The organism is Micromonospora sp. NBRC 107095, assembly GCF_030269705.1.
GTDB classification, from domain to species: Bacteria; Actinomycetota; Actinomycetes; order Mycobacteriales; family Micromonosporaceae; genus Micromonospora; species Micromonospora parva.
Genome location: NZ_BSTU01000001.1, coordinates 2,516,510 through 2,532,700, shown reverse-complemented (window position 1 = coordinate 2,532,700; position 16,191 = coordinate 2,516,510). Strand labels below are relative to the sequence as shown.

The 16,191-nt window shown below is 73.1% G+C and carries 18 protein-coding genes; 11 read left to right on the top strand and 7 right to left on the bottom strand.

Annotation, left to right across the window (positions count from 1 at the left end; translation table 11 throughout):
- The first annotated feature begins 15 nt into the window (after positions 1-15).
- Positions 16-1,449, top strand: coding sequence for an aldehyde dehydrogenase family protein (locus QSK15_RS11755; protein WP_285794193.1), 1,434 nt, complete (start codon positions 16-18; stop codon positions 1,447-1,449).
- A gap of 70 nt (positions 1,450-1,519) precedes the next feature.
- Here QSK15_RS11755 and QSK15_RS11750 read toward each other — a convergent pair whose 3' ends face one another.
- On the bottom strand, positions 1,520-1,921 hold the full coding sequence (locus QSK15_RS11750; RefSeq protein WP_285794192.1) for a ChaB family protein: 402 nt from the start codon (positions 1,919-1,921) through the stop codon (positions 1,520-1,522).
- Positions 1,922-2,098: 177 nt separating this feature from the next.
- Between QSK15_RS11750 and QSK15_RS11745 the strand changes: the two genes are divergently transcribed.
- The 4 genes from QSK15_RS11745 (at position 2,099) to QSK15_RS11730 (ending at position 4,474) form a co-directional block, all read left to right on the top strand.
- Positions 2,099-3,085, top strand: a complete 987-nt coding sequence (locus QSK15_RS11745; protein ID WP_285794191.1) for a YihY/virulence factor BrkB family protein — start codon at positions 2,099-2,101, stop codon at positions 3,083-3,085.
- Positions 3,086-3,185: 100 nt separating this feature from the next.
- Complete coding sequence (locus QSK15_RS11740; RefSeq protein WP_030334982.1) at positions 3,186-3,602, top strand: DUF2795 domain-containing protein; 417 nt, start codon at positions 3,186-3,188, stop codon at positions 3,600-3,602.
- A gap of 52 nt (positions 3,603-3,654) precedes the next feature.
- Positions 3,655-4,116 (top strand): SRPBCC family protein, encoded by a 462-nt coding sequence (locus tag QSK15_RS11735; RefSeq protein WP_285794190.1) that lies wholly within the window; start codon positions 3,655-3,657, stop codon positions 4,114-4,116.
- A gap of 97 nt (positions 4,117-4,213) precedes the next feature.
- Entirely contained in the window at positions 4,214-4,474 is a 261-nt protein-coding gene (locus QSK15_RS11730) for a hypothetical protein (RefSeq protein ID WP_285794189.1), read from the top strand.
- Here the strand turns inward: QSK15_RS11730 and QSK15_RS11725 are convergent.
- Complete coding sequence (locus QSK15_RS11725) at positions 4,432-5,730, bottom strand: MFS transporter (protein ID WP_285794188.1); 1,299 nt, start codon at positions 5,728-5,730, stop codon at positions 4,432-4,434. The genes QSK15_RS11730 and QSK15_RS11725 overlap by 43 nt on opposite strands.
- A 158-nt stretch (positions 5,731-5,888) precedes the next feature.
- Here QSK15_RS11725 and QSK15_RS11720 point away from each other — a divergent pair, with 158 nt between their 5' ends.
- On the top strand, positions 5,889-6,098 hold the full coding sequence (locus tag QSK15_RS11720) for a hypothetical protein (protein ID WP_030334989.1): 210 nt from the start codon (positions 5,889-5,891) through the stop codon (positions 6,096-6,098).
- Here the strand turns inward: QSK15_RS11720 and QSK15_RS11715 are convergent.
- Complete coding sequence (locus tag QSK15_RS11715; protein WP_279517350.1) at positions 6,095-6,544, bottom strand: hypothetical protein; 450 nt, start codon at positions 6,542-6,544, stop codon at positions 6,095-6,097. The two genes, QSK15_RS11720 and QSK15_RS11715, sit on opposite strands and share 4 nt — an antisense overlap.
- Before the next feature lie 163 nt (positions 6,545-6,707).
- On the opposite strand from QSK15_RS11715, the gene QSK15_RS11710 reads away from it, so the two are divergent.
- Positions 6,708-7,061 (top strand): DUF6401 family natural product biosynthesis protein, encoded by a 354-nt coding sequence (locus QSK15_RS11710; RefSeq protein ID WP_285794187.1) that lies wholly within the window; start codon positions 6,708-6,710, stop codon positions 7,059-7,061.
- Between the two features lie 73 nt (positions 7,062-7,134).
- Here QSK15_RS11710 and QSK15_RS11705 read toward each other — a convergent pair whose 3' ends face one another.
- A complete protein-coding gene (locus QSK15_RS11705; RefSeq protein WP_285794186.1) occupies positions 7,135-7,944 on the bottom strand; it encodes a mechanosensitive ion channel family protein in 810 nt (269 codons plus the stop codon).
- A 198-nt stretch (positions 7,945-8,142) separates the two neighbouring features.
- On the opposite strand from QSK15_RS11705, the gene QSK15_RS11700 reads away from it, so the two are divergent.
- From QSK15_RS11700 to QSK15_RS11690, 3 genes are all read left to right on the top strand, one after another.
- The gene (locus QSK15_RS11700) at positions 8,143-10,275 is read left to right on the top strand and encodes an ATP-binding SpoIIE family protein phosphatase (protein ID WP_285794185.1); all 2,133 of its coding nucleotides are present in this window, start codon (positions 8,143-8,145) and stop codon (positions 10,273-10,275) included.
- 31 nt (positions 10,276-10,306) lie between these two features.
- Complete coding sequence (locus QSK15_RS11695) at positions 10,307-10,984, top strand: HAD family hydrolase (RefSeq protein WP_285794184.1); 678 nt, start codon at positions 10,307-10,309, stop codon at positions 10,982-10,984.
- Positions 10,985-11,090: 106 nt separating this feature from the next.
- On the top strand, positions 11,091-12,386 hold the full coding sequence (locus QSK15_RS11690; RefSeq protein ID WP_285794183.1) for a cation:proton antiporter domain-containing protein: 1,296 nt from the start codon (positions 11,091-11,093) through the stop codon (positions 12,384-12,386).
- 44 nt (positions 12,387-12,430) lie between these two features.
- On the opposite strand, the gene QSK15_RS11685 is transcribed toward QSK15_RS11690, so the two are convergent.
- Complete coding sequence (locus QSK15_RS11685; protein WP_285794182.1) at positions 12,431-13,384, bottom strand: NAD(P)/FAD-dependent oxidoreductase; 954 nt, start codon at positions 13,382-13,384, stop codon at positions 12,431-12,433.
- An 84-nt stretch (positions 13,385-13,468) separates the two neighbouring features.
- Here QSK15_RS11685 and QSK15_RS11680 point away from each other — a divergent pair, with 84 nt between their 5' ends.
- Positions 13,469-13,684, top strand: coding sequence for a DUF3072 domain-containing protein (locus QSK15_RS11680; protein ID WP_502889545.1), 216 nt, complete (start codon positions 13,469-13,471; stop codon positions 13,682-13,684).
- 10 nt (positions 13,685-13,694) lie between these two features.
- Here QSK15_RS11680 and QSK15_RS11675 read toward each other — a convergent pair whose 3' ends face one another.
- Positions 13,695-14,195, bottom strand: coding sequence for a metallophosphoesterase family protein (locus QSK15_RS11675; RefSeq protein ID WP_285794181.1), 501 nt, complete (start codon positions 14,193-14,195; stop codon positions 13,695-13,697).
- 66 nt (positions 14,196-14,261) lie between these two features.
- Complete coding sequence (locus QSK15_RS11670) at positions 14,262-16,091, bottom strand: glycoside hydrolase family 15 protein (protein WP_285794180.1); 1,830 nt, start codon at positions 16,089-16,091, stop codon at positions 14,262-14,264.
- Positions 16,092-16,191: the final 100 nt, after the last annotated feature.

Below are 16,191 nucleotides of genomic sequence, written 5' to 3'. Positions count from 1 at the left end.
GGCATCCAGCGCCGCATGTACACGGTTGCGCAGCTGGTGGGCGGGGTGTGGGGTGCGGGCGGCGACGGCGGCGAACTGGTCGTGCGTGATCCGGCGGACGACCAGCCGGTGAGCACGGTGCCGGTGGCCACCGCCGACGAGGTGGCCAAGGCGACCCAGGCGGCCCGCAACGCGGCGGCCCAGTGGGCGGCGACCGCGCCGGCCGAACGGGCGGCGGCGCTGCACCGGGCCGCGGACGCGGTGGAGGCGGTCGTCGAGGAGTTGTCGGCGGCGGTCACCGCGGAGATGGGCAAGCCGTTGGCGGACGCCCGTGGCGGCGTCGAGGCGGGGATCGGCACCCTGCGACAGTATGCGGAGCTGGCGCCGCTGCGCGGCGGGCGCACCCTCAATGGCGTCCCCGACGCGCTGGACTTCCTGACCCCGCAGCCCCGTGGGGTGGTCGCGGCGATCACCCCCTGGAACGACCCGGTGGCGGTCTCCTGTGGGCTGCTCGGCGCGGCTCTGGTGACCGGGAACGTGGTGCTCTACAAGCCGAGCGAACGGACCCCGGCGACGGGTTGGCTGCTGGCCCGCGCATTGGATCAGGCGCTGCCGGCCGGGGTGTTGTCGCTGCTCACCGGCGGCCCGGAGGTGGGTGCGGCGCTGGCGGCGCAGGAGGTCGACGTGGTGGCCCACGTCGGCGCCACCGCGACCGGCCGGGCGATCGCCGCCGCCGCGGCCCGCACCGGCGCGAAGGTGCTCCTGGAGAACGGGGGCAGCGATCCGTTGGTGGTGGACGCGGGCGTCGACCCGGAGTGGGCGGCGGAGCAGGCGGCGCTCGGCGCGTTCGCCAACGCCGGGCAGATCTGCGTGGCGGTGGAGCGGCTCTACGTGCACCGGGAGGTGGCCGACGACTTCGTGGCCGCGCTGGTGCGACGCGCCGAGGCGCTGCGGGTCGGGCCGGGCCGGGACCCGGGCACGGAGCTGGGCCCGCTGGTCGACCGCCGGCACCGGGACCACGTGCACGGGCAGGTGGCGGCGGCGGTGGCCGACGGCGCGCGGGTGCGCACCGGCGGCGAGGTGCCGGCCGGGTCGGGCGCGTTCTATCCGGCGACCGTCGTCACGGACTGCCGCCACGACACGGCGCTGGTCCGGGAGGAGACGTTCGGGCCGGTCGCACCGGTGGTGGTGGTCGACTCGTTCGACGAGGCGTTGCGCTGCGCGGCGGACTCCCCGTACGGGCTGGCGGCGACCGTGTTGACCCCGTCGATGAGTCACGCGCAGCGGGCCTGGCGGGAGCTGCCGGTGGGCACCGTCAAGATCAACGCGGTGTTCGGGGGCGCGCCGGGCGGTGCCGCGCATCCGCGCCGGGCCAGTGGGCAGGGCTACGGGTACGGCCCGGAGCTGCTGGACGAGTTCACCGCCACCAAGGCGGTGCACATCGAGGCGCCGGGCGGCGGGCACTGGTGAGACAGCACGGGCGGACGCAGGGGTGGCGCGCCCGCCCGTACCGCGTCGGTGGTGCTCCGGTGCGGCGCGGTCAGTTCCCGCGGGCCTTGCGGGTGGCGCGGTCGTTGGCCTTCTCGATGGCCGTGACCAGCTCCGGTTTGGTCATGCCGGACCGGCCGGGTACGTCGAGTTCGCGGGCCACCGACATCAGGTGGTCCTTGGTGGCGTTGGCGTCCACGCCACCCGCCGTGGGGGCCCGTCGTTCCGGCCCGCCACCGGCGGCCTGCTGGTCGCTGGGGCCCTTGCGGCCCTTCGGCTCCCAGTGGTCGCCCACCTTCTCGAACTGGTGCTTCACCGCGGCGAAGGCGGTGCGGTGCGCCCGCTCCCCCTCGCCGTAGGTCTCGACCGCCGAGTCGTGCGTCTTCTCCCAGGTGCGCTGCGCCTTATCCGGGGAGCGTCGCAGCGTGCTGGGCAGGTCTTCGCGCCCGGGCATCTCGTCCTCCTCCGTGTCGACAGGGTCACTGTGACCGTTCCCCGGTGACGCGGCGGCAAACCATAGCGGCGTCGGCCGGCCCCAGGGTGGGGTTTGTCGATTTCCCCATCCGGGTACCGCCGGGCCAGGCCAGACCGGACGACCGGTCATCCGGCGGCCGGGGCGCAGGGAGCGGGCATGACGACCACGGAGCCCGGTACCACCCTCGACGGCACGGCGGGCAGCCGGGTGCCGCGGCGGATACGGCAGCTGAGCTGGCGAACCTGGCGTGGGGTGCTGGTCCGCAGTGTGCAGAACTTCGTCACCGACAACTGCTCCGACTGGGCCGCCGCGCTCACCTACTACGGCGTCCTGGCGCTCTTTCCGTCCGCCATCGTGGTGGTGGCGCTCGTCGGCCTGGTCTCCGACGGGGAGCGGACCCTGGACACGGTGGTCGACCTGGCCAACCAGGTGGGCGCCGGGTCGGTGCTGACGACGGAGAACGGCGGCGTGGTCGGGGTGATCAAAGCCGTGGTGCTCGACCAGAGCAACCCGAAGCTGCTGCTGAGTTTCGGCCTGCTCGGTGCGCTCTGGTCCGCGTCGGGGTTCATCGGCGCGTTCACCAGGGCCTCGAACGCGGTGTACGGGGTGACCGAGGGCCGCCCGGTCTGGAAGCTCCGGCCGTTGCAGATCGGCTTGGCGGCGATCACGCTGCTGCTGCTCGCGGTGGTCGCGCTCGGGCTGATCGTCAGCGGGCCGGTCACCGACGCGGTCGGTGACCTGATAAACGCCGGCGGCCTGGCCCGCACCACGTGGAGCGTGGCGAAGTGGCCGGTCCTCGCCATGATCATGATGGTGCTGCTGTCCCTGCTGTTCTGGATCGCGCCGAACGTGCGCCAGCCCCGGTTCCGCTGGCTCACCCCGGGCGGCGCGGTGGCCCTGCTCTCCTGGGCGGCGGCCTCCTTCGGCTTCGGCCTCTACGTGGCCAACTTCGGCTCGTACGACACCACCTACGGCAGCCTCGGCGCGGCCATCGCGTTCCTGGTCTGGCTCTACCTGTCGAACACGGCGCTGATGCTGGGCGTGCAGATCAATGCCGAGGTGCAGCGCGGGCGGCAGTTGCAGGCCGGCGACCCGGACCCGGAGGAGCCGGTGCTGCCGCCGCGCCGGCCGGCCGACGAGTGAGGCCCCGTTCGGCGGTGGCGTCCGGTTCGTCGCCGGGCCGAGGGCCGGTTCGTGACCCGGTGCCGGTTTAGCGGGCGGGGTGCCGGGTAGCGCAGAAGGCATGGAGCGTGGCAACAGCAAGCACGGACCGAGGATCGACGAACAGATGAGTCAGGAGGTCAGCGGCCTGGTACAGGGGCCGGGGACCGGCGGCTCTCGAGTCGACGAGTTCCGGGTTCCGGAACCGGCCGGTGAGGACCAACCGGAGGCGACCACCGCCCCGGCCGGCGATACCCGCACCGGCGCCCCGCAGGGGATGAGCTCGACGGACGTCGAGCAGCGCAGCCGGCTCGGCCGGTTCATCTCGATGAGCGCGCTGCCGGGCGACCGACTGGTGCTCATCGCCAGCGCCCGTGAGAACGAGGCGCCCGACGACATCGTGGCGGCGCTGGAACGGCTGCCCGAGGGCACCGTCTACCAGACGGTCTCCGAGGTGTGGGCCGCGCTCGGCAACAAGAACGAGACGACTCGCTGGTGAGACGGATCGCCCCCGATCCCCCAACCCACCAGCGGCTGAAGGAGGTTCCCCGATGAGTGGCGTTACCGAACACGTAGACGTTTCCGTCCCTGTCCGTACGGCGTACGACCAGTGGACGCAGTTCGAGGAGTTTCCCGAGTTCATGGAGGGCGTGCGGGAGGTCCGGCAGCTCTCCGACACGATGACCCACTGGACTGTGGACATCGCCGGGGTGAAGCGCGAGTTCGACGCGGAGATCACCGAACAGCTCCCCGACGAGCGGGTCGCCTGGCGGTCGACCGGCGGCACCCAGCAGGCCGGCGTGGTGACCTTCCACCGCCTGGACGAGGACAAGACCCGGGTCACCCTGCAACTCGAGTTCGAGCCGCACGGTGTGGTCGAGCAGGCCGGCGACAAGCTCGGCATCGTCGACCGGCGGGCCAAGGGCGACCTGGAACGGTTCAAGACCTACATCGAACGGCGTGGTCAGGAGACCGGTGCCTGGCGCGGGCAGGTGGACCGCCCGCAGCCGTGACGCTGAGCAGTGACCGGAGGTGGCCGTCGGGGTTCCCGGCGGCCATCGCCGTGTCCGAGCCTGTTTGCGATCATCGGGCCCGGGTACGGCTGGAGGTATGACCGACGACAGCATCAGGGTGTGGCGGGACGAGGAGCGGCTTCCATTGGAGGAGTTGGAGCGCGCCGTGTCGGGCTCCAGCCTCGACGGGCAGGCCGACGACGTGACGGGTAACGACGCCGGCGAGGAGGCCGCGTTCGGGCACGGGCCGGCCGCGTCGGACCGCGAGGGACAGGCCCGGGGCAACAGCCGGGAGGACACCGACCCGCAGCGCGCCTACCGCCCGTCCACCACCGGCAGGACCGGGCCGGACGTCTGACCCGCGCTCCCGGGTCGGTCGGGCGCGGGCGGCTCGGCGGCGGGTCGGCGGGTACCCCACTCGTGCAGCGCGACCAGCGCCAGCGCGAGCACCAGCAGGGCCGAGCCCAGCACCTGCACCGACGTGTTGCCGATCAGCACACCCAGCCCGGCCGGGACGAGGGCCGCACCGATGCCCGCGGCACCGATCTGCAGCCCGATGGCCCGGTCCGCGTGCGCCACCCCGACCCGTTCGGCGGTGGTGAGGGTGAGCAGCGGAAACACCGGCGCGGCGGCGAAACCGACAACGACCAGGCCGAGCACCGCCAGGATGGCCGGCCCGGGTACGGCGATCAGCGCCGCGCCGACCGCCATTCCGGCCAGGCTGGCGCGCAGCACCAGCCCCGCCCCCAGGCGCTCGGCGACCAGACCCTGCACGACCCGGCCGACGAAGAGGCTGCCCCAGTACGCGGAGACGCAGCCGCCGGCCACCGCCGCGCTCAGCCCGCGCCCCTCGGTGAGCAGCAGGAACGCCCACAGCCCGGCGGACACCTCGATCGCCACGTACAGCACGAAGGCGAGCGTCCCCGACCAGACCGCCGGCAGCCGCAGCGTCTCCCCGATCGGAACCCGGACGGTCGGTGCCGGCCCGCCATCCGGGGCGGCGGGCCCGGCCTGGACGGTCGCGCCCGCCTCGGCGCCGGCCGGGACACCACGGTGCCAGGCCCGTACGGTGAGCGCGAACGCGGCGGCGAGGACGAGTTGGGCGGCGGCGATGATGCCGTACCCCCAGCGCCAGCCGAGTCCGGTGCTCAACACCCCCGTCATGATCAGTGGGCCGATCGCCACGCCGAGGCCGAAGAAGGCGTGCAACCAGTTCATGTGGCGGGGTCCGAAGGCCCCGGCGGCGTACGCGTTGAGCCCGGAGTCGACAGCGCCGGAGCCGAGTCCGAGCAGCAGCGCACAGCCCACCAGCACCACCAGTACGGGGCTGGTGGCATAGCCGGTCAGCGCCAGGCTGGCCAGCAGGGTGCTGCCGGCGAGCAGCGCGCCCACGCCGACCCGGGCCAGCGTGAAGCCGGCCAGCACGCTCGAGGTGAGGTAGCCGACGGTGCCGGCGGTGAGCACCCAGCCGACCGCCTCCGTCGGCACGCCGAAGTCGGCCCGGATCGAGGGCCAGCCGACGCCGAGGAGACCGTCGGGCAGGCCGAGACTGACGAACGCGAGGTACGCGAGCAGGAGCAGTGCGGCGCGGGGGCGCGCGGGCGGGGTGGACACGAGTCACCATCCTGCCGCAGGGGCACCCTAGCGCCGTCGGCACCCGACCGCTCGCGGCGCAAAGAAGTCGTGTCCGTACGGCTGGGAAAACGGACAGCTCATCCAGAATCGGCCGATCGGAGGACGGCAAACCGGCGGGTTCGCGTAAGAATTTCGGGATGCATCAAGGCTCCGGAATCCTCTCCACGCGTCAGCGCCGGCTCGCCTGGCTCGGCTTCCTGCTCGCCGCGCTCCAGGCCCCCGTGTCCGCCTGGCTCGTCACCGACGAGTCGTGGCTGTTCAGCCTCTGCGTCGCGCTGATGGTGGCCACCGTGATCATCGCCGACGACGCGGCGCGGCGACGCCCCGCCGACGCGACCAGCGACTAGTCCCCACCGCCCGGCCGGGCCTCGTGGCCCGGCCGGCCCCGGCTACGGCGGCGTTCCTTCATCTCCGCCTCGTACAGGTGGCGCCGCCCGCCCACCAGCTCGTCGCGGGCCTGCTGATCCAGCTCTCGGAACACCGCGTGGTAGCCGTCGTCGAAGTCCTCGACGATCTGGAACGTCCACCGTCCGGCGATGACGTTGCGACCCCGCAGTTCCGTGCCGATCCGGTCGGCGAGGTGCGGGTGCCCGGCGGCGCGGAACTGCTCCACCGCGTCGTCGAGCATCAGGTCGGCATGGCCGATCAACTGGTGCATCGAGTAGAGGTGCCCCCGGGCCCGCTCCACACACTCCAACGCCTCGCTGAGCTTGCCGAGCGCCGCGACGGTGGCGTCGCTGACGCCGTCCGGCCGCTGGTGCCGCTCGTCGGGTCCGTCCGTCCGCTGTCCCATCCGTACCTCCGTGCCGCCTGCCGCTGTCCGTGGGTGGTTCTCCTGCTGCCCCGTCTGTGCCGGATCAACCCCCCAGGCCAGCGGCGATCGCCCCAGTGGCGCAGGTGACATCCACCGAGCGGACGAGGCCGACGCGGTCACCGGTCGGTTAGCCTCGGTCACCATGCGTGTGCCGTTCAACCGGGTCGCCTCCCGTACCGCCGTCGACTCGGCGCGGTCCACCCTGGCCGCCCTCACCGTCTCCGTGGGCACTGTCGGGCTCGCCGCCGCCGCCGCGCGACCGGGGCTGCTGGCCCTGGTCGACCAGCACGCGGCGGCCGTCCGGGACAGCCTCGACGGTGACCGCACCCCGCTGACCTCCGCGGCGCTCGCCGGCTACGCCGAGGGCGTACGCGCCGCCGCCTTGGAGCACGGGTGGACGCCGCCCAGCGGGCCGGTGGACTGGAGCCACCCGGAGTGGCTGCTCACCCGCCTGCTCGCGGTCTGCGCGTTGGCTCGCGCACTCGACCGGGACTGACCCGACCCGCGAAGGGAGGGCGCCCCGCGTCGTACGCGGAACACCCTCCCCACCGTCGTGCCGTTACGCCCGGTTACGAGCGGTACTGCTGGGCTTCGTCCACCCGAGGCATGGCCTGGGTGCGGTCACCCCCGCGGTCGGCCATCTGCCGCTCCACGTCGCTACGCCCGGCCGAGGTGGCCTGACGCTGCTGCTGCACCGCCCGGGCCTCCTCCGCCGCCCGACGCAGCCAGCCGTCCCAGCGGTTCTGCATCGGCTTCACGAGACCACCGCCGACGCCGACGATCAGGATGCCGGCCACCGTGGCGAGCACCGCGATCAGCACCGGAGTGGTCACCGTGGTGGCGATACCCACCTGGTTCAGGGCGGCGATCACGCCGAGCGCGATGATGAAGATCGCCGTCAGGTCGGCCAGGACCTTGCCGTACGAGAGCCCGCCCAGCGCCCCGGTGACCAGATCCCGCACCGCGTTGGCGATCGCCGCCGCCACCACCACGATGACGATCGCGATGAACGCGCGCGGCAGCCAGGCCACCACGCCGCTGATCAGGTCACTGATCGCGTTGGGCCCCCAGACTCCGAAGGCGAACTGCAGCGTGAACAGCAGTACGGCGTAGTACGCCAGTCTGGCCAGAATGTCGCTGGCGTCGTACTTCGTTCTCTCCAGGGCCCGTTTGATGCCACCGCGTTCGACCGCCTGGTCGAAGCGCACCCGTTCCAGCACCGTATCCACGATCTTGAGGACGGCTCTGGCGATGAGCCAGCCGACCACGAGGATGACGATGAAGGCCACTGCCTTCGGGATGAAGAGCAGCACCGACCTCCAGGTGTCGGCGATGGCATCGCCGATGTCGGCCTGCCGGACCGCGAGGGTTTTCAGCATGATGTCCCTCCTGTCGCATGGACTGCGCCGGGCGCATACCCGGCAACCGGTCCGGCAGTCCGCGCAGCGCGCCGCGTTTTTTGCGACAGACCTCCGGACAGGGGCCCTGAACTGCCCGAACGGCCACCTCGACGGACGCGGCGACGGCCCGCCGCCGTGGTCGGATGCCTTTTCCGTCCGGCCGACTAGGCTGCGAACATGCCAGGAACGGTCGGACGGGTCCCCTCGCCAGCGACTCCGGGCCCGGACGCACCCACGGGGCCCGGCCCGGCCGTCGGCCTGCTGGCCCACGACTGGGCCGGCACCCCGCTGGGCCCACCGGACGAGTGGGACGTCGCGGTGCGGGCCGTGGTGGAGATGATCCTCGCCTCGCCGATGCCGATGGCCCTGGCGTACGGCGACGACCTCGTCCTGCTCTACAACGCCGGTTACGCCGAGTTGTTGGGCAGCAAACACCCGAGCGCCGTCGGCCGGCCGGCCGCCGAGGTGTTCGCGGAGATCTGGGCCCTGCCCGGCGTCGGCGCGGTGATCGAGCGCTGCTACCGGCAGGGCGTGCCCTACCTGGAGAAGGAGTCCACCCTGCCACTGGTCCGTGGGCACTCCGCGACGGTGGAACAGGCGGTCTTCACCCGGGGTTACTCGCCGGTGCGGGACAGCGCCGGGCAGATCGTCGGCGTCTTGACGGTGGCGGCCGAGACCACCCATGTCACCGGGCAGTTGCAGAGCCTCAGCGAGGTGGCCGCCGCGCTCGCCGGCACCCTCACCCTCGACGACGTGGCCCGGGTGGCGCTGCGGTACGCGATCACCACGTTCGACCCCGACCAGGCGGCGTTCGCTGTCGACGAGGGCGGCGGTGGCTGGCGCATGGTGCGTCGGGTCCGTGGCGAGTTGCTGGACGAGGCCGACGAGCGACTCCCCCCGCTCTGGCGGCGCGCGCCGGTGGACTGGCCGGCCCCCGTGGTGCAGGCGGCCCGCTCCGGCGGCCCGTCGTTCACCGGCGACGGGCAACCGCTGCGCGACACCGCCGTGGACCGCCACGACCAGAAGATCCGCGCGATGGCGGCCCTGCCGCTGGGCACCTCGGTGGTCCGCGGCGGGCTGGCGGTCGGCTACCAGGCCCCGCACACCTGGTCGCCGGCCGAGCGGGCGCTGCTGGCCGCCTCGGCCGAGCTGATCGGCCAGGCCGCGGAGCGGGCCCGCCGGTTCGAGACCCAGCACGGCACTGCCCAACTGTTGCAGCGCAGCATGTTGCCGGAGCACCTGCCCGACCTGCCCCGGCTGCGGATCGCGGCCCGCTATGACCCGGGCGTGGACGGCAACGCGGCCGGCGGCGACTTCTACGACGCGTTCCTGCTGCCCAACGGCTCGCTCGGCGTGGTGCTGGGCGACGTCGCCGGGCACGACGTGCAGGCCGCCGCGCGGATGGGCCAGGTGCGGGCCGCGCTACGCGCCCTGGCCCTGGCCGACCCGGCACCCGACGCGGTCCTGGCCGGCCTGGACCGGCTGGTGACCAGCCTCGGCGCGGAGGCCGGCACCCACGAGCTGTTCGTGACGGTGGTGTTCGGGGTGATCGACGCGGAGCGGCGGCAGCTGACGGTGTCCAGCGCCGGTCATCCCGCCCCGCTGATCCGCCGCGGCGACCCGGATGGCCGCTTCCACGCCGAGTACGTCGACGTGCCGCCCGGGCCGCCGCTGGGGCTGGGCGGCCGGCCGGGCACCACGACCGTGGCGTTCCGTCCGGGTGACACTCTGCTGCTGTTCAGCGACGGGGTGGTGGAGCGTCGCCGGCAGAGCCTGAGCGTCGGGTTGACCACGCTGAGCGATGCCGTCGCCAAGGCCGGCAGTGGTGACCCGCGCGCGCTCTGCGCGGTGGCCACCGCGGCCCTCCCGGGCGGCACCGAGGACGACGTGGCCGTCCTGGCTGTCGAACACGCCCTCAAACCGAGTCGTTCGGCGAGCATGGAGGTGCCGGCCGAGCCGACCGCGCCCAGCCGGGTGCGGCACTGGCTGACCGCCCAGCTCACCGACTGGCAGGTGCCCGAGTCGGTGATCGGGGCGGCGGTGCTCTGCACCAGCGAGCTGACCACCAACGCGTTGCTGCACGCCGGCACGGCCGCCCGGGTGGAGATCGACCTCAGCGCCGAGCGGTTGCTCGTCTCGGTCGCCGACTCCGGCACCCGGGGCACCGTGACCCGGGCCCGTACCGACACGTTGAGCAGTCGTGGCCGCGGCCTCGGCCTGATCGAGGAGCTCAGCGACGCCTGGGGCACCGACCCGTCGGTGCGCGGTTCCACCGTCTGGTTCGAGATCCTCACGCCGCCGCAGCCCTGAGACCAGCCCCGGGAGGGGCAGGAGGACGCCCATGGCCACCGATCGCCTCGCCGGAGTCCTCTTCGATGTCGACGGCACCCTGGTCGACACCACCTACCTGCACACGGTGAGCTGGTGGGAGGCGTTGCGGCAGACCGACCAGCCGGTGCCGATGGCGGTGGTGCACCGCTCGATCGGGATGGGGTCGGACAAACTCCTCGACCACCTCCTCGGCCCGGAGCGGGACCGCGACGCCGACCAGAAGCTGCGCGACGCGCACGACACCCTCTACGCCGAGTACTGGGAACGGCTCACGCCGCTGCCCCGGGCGGCCGACCTGTTGCGGGCCTGCGCCGAGCGAGGTTTGCGGGTGGTGCTGGCCACCTCCGCCGCCGAGCACGAGGTGGCGGCGCTGCGCCGGGCGCTGAACGCCGATGACGTGGTGGACACTGTCACCTCCTCGGCGGACGCGCGGGAGAGCAAGCCGGCACCAGACATTCTGGAGGCGGCGCTGGAGCAGTCCGGGTTGACCGCCGAGCGGGTGGTCTTCGTCGGCGACTCGGTCTGGGACGTCGCCGCGGCCGGCAAGCTGAACATCCCCTGTGTCGGGTTGACCTGCGGCGGCACCAGCCGCGGCGAGCTGGCCGGCGCGGGTGCCGTGGCGGTGTACGACGACCCGGCCGCGCTGCTGTCCGAACTGGCGGACTCGCCGCTCACCCGACCCCGATGAGGATCACTCCGGTTCACCGGCACCGACGCGCATAGCCGGAGCCCTTGCGGGGCAAGGTGTGTCACCACCTGCCCGCACCTCGCGGGTGCGGTGGAGAGGTGGTGCCGTGGAGCCGGTCGATGTGGCGTTCGCGCTGGTGGGTGTGGGCGCGCTGCTCGCGGGCATCCTGCCGCGAGTGCTGGAGCGGCGCCCACTGTCCATGCCGATCGCCTTTCTCGCCCTCGGCATGCTGGTGTTCCTGCTGCCGGTCGGGCTGCCGTCACCGGACCCGCTGGCCCACCCGGAGCTGGCCACCCACCTCACCGAGATCGGGGTGATCGTCGCGCTGATGGGGGCCGGGCTGAAGATCGACCGGCCGTTGAGTTGGCGGCGTTGGTCGTCCACCTGGCGGCTGCTGGCGATCGCGATGCCGCTGTGCATCGCGGCGGTGGCGGTGCTCGGCTGGTGGTGGGCGGGGCTGGTGCCGGCCGCCGCGCTGCTGCTGGGTGCCGCGCTGGCCCCCACCGACCCGGTGCTGGCCGCCGACGTGCAGGTCGGCGAGCCGACCGACGTGGAGGATTCCGAGGACGAGGTCCGCTTCGCGTTGACCTCCGAGGCCGGCCTCAACGACGGGCTGGCGTTCCCGTTCGTCTACGCCGCCATTGCCATCGCCTCGACCAGCCTCGCCCCGGGTGACTGGTTTGCCGAGTGGTTCACCGTGGACGTCCTCTGGAAGGTGGGCGTCGGCGTCGGCGGTGGTCTGCTGATCGGCTGGCTGCTCGGCAAGCTGTTCTTCCGCGCGCCCAGCGAGCTGCGGTTGGCCCGGCACGCCGAGGGATTCCTGGCGCTGGCTGCCACGTTCCTGGCGTACGGGCTGGTGGAGGTGGTCGGTGGGTACGGCTTCCTGGCGGTGTTCGTGGCCGCCCGGGCGATCCGGGCCGCCGAGCGGACCCACGAGTTCCACTCGGTCCTGCACGACTTCGCCGAGCAGGTCGAGCGGCTGCTCACCCTGGTGCTGTTGCTGCTGCTGGGCGGCGCGATCGTGGGTGGCCTGCTGGGCCCGCTGACCTGGCCGGCGGCCGCTGTCGGGCTGGCCCTGGTGTTCCTGGTGCGGCCGCTGATCGGCTGGTTGTCGCTGCGCGGCGCCCCGGGACGCCCGGCCGAGCACTGGGTCATCTCGTTGTTCGGCATTCGTGGCGTCGGCTCGTTCTACTACCTCGCGTACGCCACCACCAAGGCGGACTTCCCGCAGGCCGACCTGCTGTGGGCGACCGTCGGGCTGGTGGTGCTCGTCTCCGTCGTGGTGCACGGCGTGACGGCGACCCCGGTCATGCAGCTGCTCGACCGGGAGGGAGAGCGGACCTCCGACCCGGCCGAGCGGGACGCCGACGCTCGGCCCGTCGCGGCGGCCGGGCACGCCTGAGCAGCGCCTCAGGCCCGCCGGCTCAGCCCGGCCTGAGCATGGGTTCAGCCCAGCCGGGCGGCCAGCGCGCGGCCGAGGTCCCGGCCGGAGCGCCAGGCGCTCTGCACCCGGGGCTTGCCGAACGCGTCGCCGGCCAGGCCGATCCCGTCGGCGTCGAGGTGGTAGGTGGCGTCGGCGGCGGCGTGGGTCGGCTTCGCGTACGTCCAGCGGTGCACGTGCACGTCGACAGCCTGTTCGGGCAGCCCGAGCAGGTCCCGGACGGCCTGCTCGATCGCCGGCCCGGCCCCGGTGGGTTGGGCCAGGTGACCAGCCGCGAACTCCGGCACCGTGTGCGCGACCAGCACCGGCGCGCCGTCACCCCGCCGGTCGCCGTCGTCGCAGACGAGGGTGAGGACCGGGTGGTCGTTGACGAACGCGCCCCGGAAGTCCGGCCAGCGCCGGTGCGGAAAGCGCAGCACCGCGGCCAGGGACGGCGACCACCGCTGTGCCTGCACCACCCGGGTGGCCTCGGTCAGGGCCGGGTCGAGCAGCAGGGCGGCCTGCGGGCCCGGCATGGCCAGGGCGACCGCCGCACACGACTCGCCGTCCACGACCGGGCCGGGCTCCACGCCGAGCACCAACCGGTCGACGGTCACCGGCAGCGCGCCGGCCAGATGCTCGACCAGCGACCGCAGCCCACCGGGGGCGGCGAAGCGCATCGGCCCGGTCACCTCATGGTTCCCGCTGCGGTCGTACGCCCGGAAGGTGTCGGTCCACTCGCGGACCAGCCCGGCGGCGCGCCACCGCTCGACCAGCGCGACGAAGTCCGGGTCGGTGGCGGTGAAGTAGGCGGCGCCGATGTCCGCGCGACGCCCCTGGAAGCGTTTGCTGGCCATCCGGCCGCCGCAGACGTGCCCCCGCTCCCTGACCCGCACGGGCACCCCGGCCCGGGTCAACTCGACAGCACAGGCCACCCCGGCGATGCCCGCCCCGACCACCACGACGCCCGACCGTTCCATCCGATGATCGTAGGCGGTGACCGACGGGCATGAACCACGGCGATCAGGGTACTGGCACACCTGTTCGAAGAAAGGGTGATGATGATGACCGACCGCCGTAGCGAGCAGGTTGACCAGAACGCCGCGATCAAGGACCCGGACGAGTGGGTCAGCGGTGACGAACCGCCGACCGCCGCCCAGGAGTCCTACCTGAGCACGCTGGCCCGGGAGGCCCATGCCGACCTCCCGGACGACCTGACCAAGGCCGAGGCGTCCAAGCGCATCGACGAACTCCAGGCCGAGACGGGCCGGGGCCGGTAACCGCGGGGGTTCAGGGGCGGGGCAGCGGGTGTAGGTGCACCTCGCTCAGCGTGCCCCTGTGCACGGTGGCCGTCAGGTAGGTGGCCTGGGGTTGGGCGCGGCGGTCGGTGGGTGAGCCCGGGTTGAGCAGGCGCAGCCCACCGGGCGCCGCGCTGTCCCAGGGGATGTGCGAATGCCCGAAGACCAGCACATCGATGTCGGGAAAGCGGGCCGCGCACCGCTTCTCCCGGCCGGTCCGTGGCCCGGTCTCGTGCACCACCGCGACCCGCAGACCGTCGAGCTCGACCCGGGCCACCTCGGGCAGCCGGGCGCGCAGCGCCGGGCCGTCGTTGTTGCCGTACACCCCGATCAGTCGGCGCGAGCGCGCGGTCATGGCGTCGAGCAGTGCCTCGTCCACCCAGTCACCGGCGTGCACCACCACGTCGGCCGCCTCGATGGCCGCCCAGAGGGGCCCGGGTAGGTCCCGGGCCCGCTTCGGTACGTGGGTGTCCGCCGTGAGCACCAGCCGCATACCCGCATTGTCCCCCGGGCCCTGACCGTCCACCCGGCGACGCGGATGCACCGGTGACGGCGCGGCTCAACGGTCCACCGGGGAGAAGTACGCCGGGGGCATGCCGCTCAGCCGCACCATCGGGTCCCGCTCGACGTCGGTCAGCACACCGGCCGCGTTGATCAGGCCGATGTGCGAGAACGCCTGGGGGAAGTTGCCCAGTTGCTCCCCGGTCAACGGGTCGATCTGCTCGGCGAACAGGCCGAGGTCGTTGACCCGCTCCGCCAGCCGCCGGAACAACTCGTGCGCCCGGTCCCGCTCACCGGCCAGCGCCAGGCAGCACACCAGCCAGAACGAGCAGATCAGAAACCCCGCCGGGTCGCCGTCCCAGCGCCGCAGCAGGCCGTCGTGGGACAGCCGCCGCTCCACCGCGCGGATCGTCGAGCGCATCCGCGGGTCGTCGGCCCGCAGAAACCCGACCAGCGGCATCACCAACACCGACGCGTCCAGGTCGTCGGTCTCGAAACTCCCGGTGTACGACTGGAGCCGCTCGTTCCAGCCCCGCTCGAGCACCTCCGCGCGCACCGCGTCCCGGGCGGCCTCCCAGCGGGCCACGTCCTGCGGCTCGCCGAGCGTGTCACCGAAGCGGACCGCCCGATCCAGGGCGACCCAGCACTGCACCTTCGAGGACACGTGGTGGTGCTGGATGCCACGCTCCTCCCACATGCCCGCGTCGGGCAACGACCAGTCCCGCTCGGCCTGGTCGGCGAGCACCCGGAGCACGTGCCGCACCTCCGGGTCCAACGGCTCCAGCTTGTCGCGCATCAACCAGGCGGCGTCCATCGCCTCGCCGAAGATGTCGGTCTGCCGCTGCTGCCACGCGTCGTTGCCGATCACCACCGGTGGGCTGTCGCGGTAGCCGCCGAGCTGTTCCAGGCGGTGCTCGGTGAGGTCCCGCTCCCCCAGCACCCCGTACATGATGGGCACCGGCCGGTCGTCGACACGACCCATCGCCCGGCCCAACCAGGCGAACTGCCGCTGCACCTCGTCCAGACACGCGGTCCGCCACAGCGCCCGCAGGGTCAGGCTGAAGTCACGCACCCAGACGTAGCGGTAGTCGTAGTTGCGGTCCCCGCCGAGCTTCTCCGGCAGCGACGTGGTCACCGAGGCCACCACCGCGCCGCTGGGCCGGTACGTCATGCCCTGCACCACCAGCCGGCTGCGCCGCACCTGGTCGGCGTAGAGGCCGTCGTACGGGTGTTCGTCCGACCAGGAGCGCCAGCCGGCGACGGTGTCGGCGATGGTCTGGTCGGCGTCCGGCACCTCGGGCAGCGGGGCGTCGTAGGTCGGGGCGTACCCGAGGGTGAAGGTGTGTTTCGTGCCGGCGCGGGCGGTGAACGTCCCGGTGGCCTCGCCGTCGCCGGCGGTCAACCGCACGCTGCCGCGCAGGGTGAGTCGGGCGGCCCCGGCGATGGCCTCCAGCATGTCCTCCCGCTCGATCAGGTACGCGACGGTGCGGCCGTACTCGAAACGCGGCCGGTAGTGCACCCGCATCGGCACCGAACCGGACAGCCCTTCCACCGAACGGACCAGCACCTGCGGCGAGTGCAGGCCGATGTCGTGACCGCGCGAGCCGGGCTCGAAGGCCAGCGCATCGGTCAGCGCGACGTCCCCCTTCGCTGTGCGGAAGACCGTTCGCAGCACCAGGGTGTCGTCGAGGTAGCTGCGGTCGACGCGGTAGTCGCCCTCGGGCTGGATGGACCAGTGCCCGGCGTTGTCGTCGAGCAGCCTCGCGAACACCGACGGGGCGTCGAACCGGCCCGGGCACCACCAGTTCACCGAGCCCGCGGGGTCCACCAGCGCCGCGCTGCGGCCGTCGGCGAGGAAACCGTAGTCGCTGATCTGTCCGCTCTCCACCTGACTGCCTACCCGGGCTGTCAGGTGGCATTCCCCTGCCGCCGAGACGGCGCCGGCCGCGTTACCGGTCGGCCTGGCGGGGAACCCGGGGAGCTGACGA

Excerpts from the sequence above, each read along its gene's own strand:
- QSK15_RS11755 (WP_285794193.1), top strand. The coding sequence starts at position 16 with ATGTACACGGTTGCGCAGCTGGTGGGCGGGGTGTGGGGTGCGGGCGGC.
- QSK15_RS11750 (WP_285794192.1), bottom strand. The coding sequence starts at position 1,921 with ATGCCCGGGCGCGAAGACCTGCCCAGCACGCTGCGACGCTCCCCGGAT.
- QSK15_RS11745 (WP_285794191.1), top strand. The coding sequence starts at position 2,099 with ATGACGACCACGGAGCCCGGTACCACCCTCGACGGCACGGCGGGCAGC.
- QSK15_RS11740 (WP_030334982.1), top strand. The coding sequence starts at position 3,186 with ATGGAGCGTGGCAACAGCAAGCACGGACCGAGGATCGACGAACAGATG.
- QSK15_RS11735 (WP_285794190.1), top strand. The coding sequence starts at position 3,655 with ATGAGTGGCGTTACCGAACACGTAGACGTTTCCGTCCCTGTCCGTACG.
- QSK15_RS11730 (WP_285794189.1), top strand. The coding sequence starts at position 4,214 with ATGACCGACGACAGCATCAGGGTGTGGCGGGACGAGGAGCGGCTTCCA.
- QSK15_RS11720 (WP_030334989.1), top strand. The coding sequence starts at position 5,889 with ATGCATCAAGGCTCCGGAATCCTCTCCACGCGTCAGCGCCGGCTCGCC.
- QSK15_RS11715 (WP_279517350.1), bottom strand. The coding sequence starts at position 6,544 with ATGGGACAGCGGACGGACGGACCCGACGAGCGGCACCAGCGGCCGGAC.
- QSK15_RS11710 (WP_285794187.1), top strand. The coding sequence starts at position 6,708 with ATGCGTGTGCCGTTCAACCGGGTCGCCTCCCGTACCGCCGTCGACTCG.
- QSK15_RS11705 (WP_285794186.1), bottom strand. The coding sequence starts at position 7,944 with ATGCTGAAAACCCTCGCGGTCCGGCAGGCCGACATCGGCGATGCCATC.
- QSK15_RS11700 (WP_285794185.1), top strand. The coding sequence starts at position 8,143 with ATGCCAGGAACGGTCGGACGGGTCCCCTCGCCAGCGACTCCGGGCCCG.
- QSK15_RS11695 (WP_285794184.1), top strand. The coding sequence starts at position 10,307 with ATGGCCACCGATCGCCTCGCCGGAGTCCTCTTCGATGTCGACGGCACC.
- QSK15_RS11685 (WP_285794182.1), bottom strand. The coding sequence starts at position 13,384 with ATGGAACGGTCGGGCGTCGTGGTGGTCGGGGCGGGCATCGCCGGGGTG.
- QSK15_RS11680 (WP_502889545.1), top strand. The coding sequence starts at position 13,469 with ATGACCGACCGCCGTAGCGAGCAGGTTGACCAGAACGCCGCGATCAAG.
- QSK15_RS11675 (WP_285794181.1), bottom strand. The coding sequence starts at position 14,195 with ATGCGGCTGGTGCTCACGGCGGACACCCACGTACCGAAGCGGGCCCGG.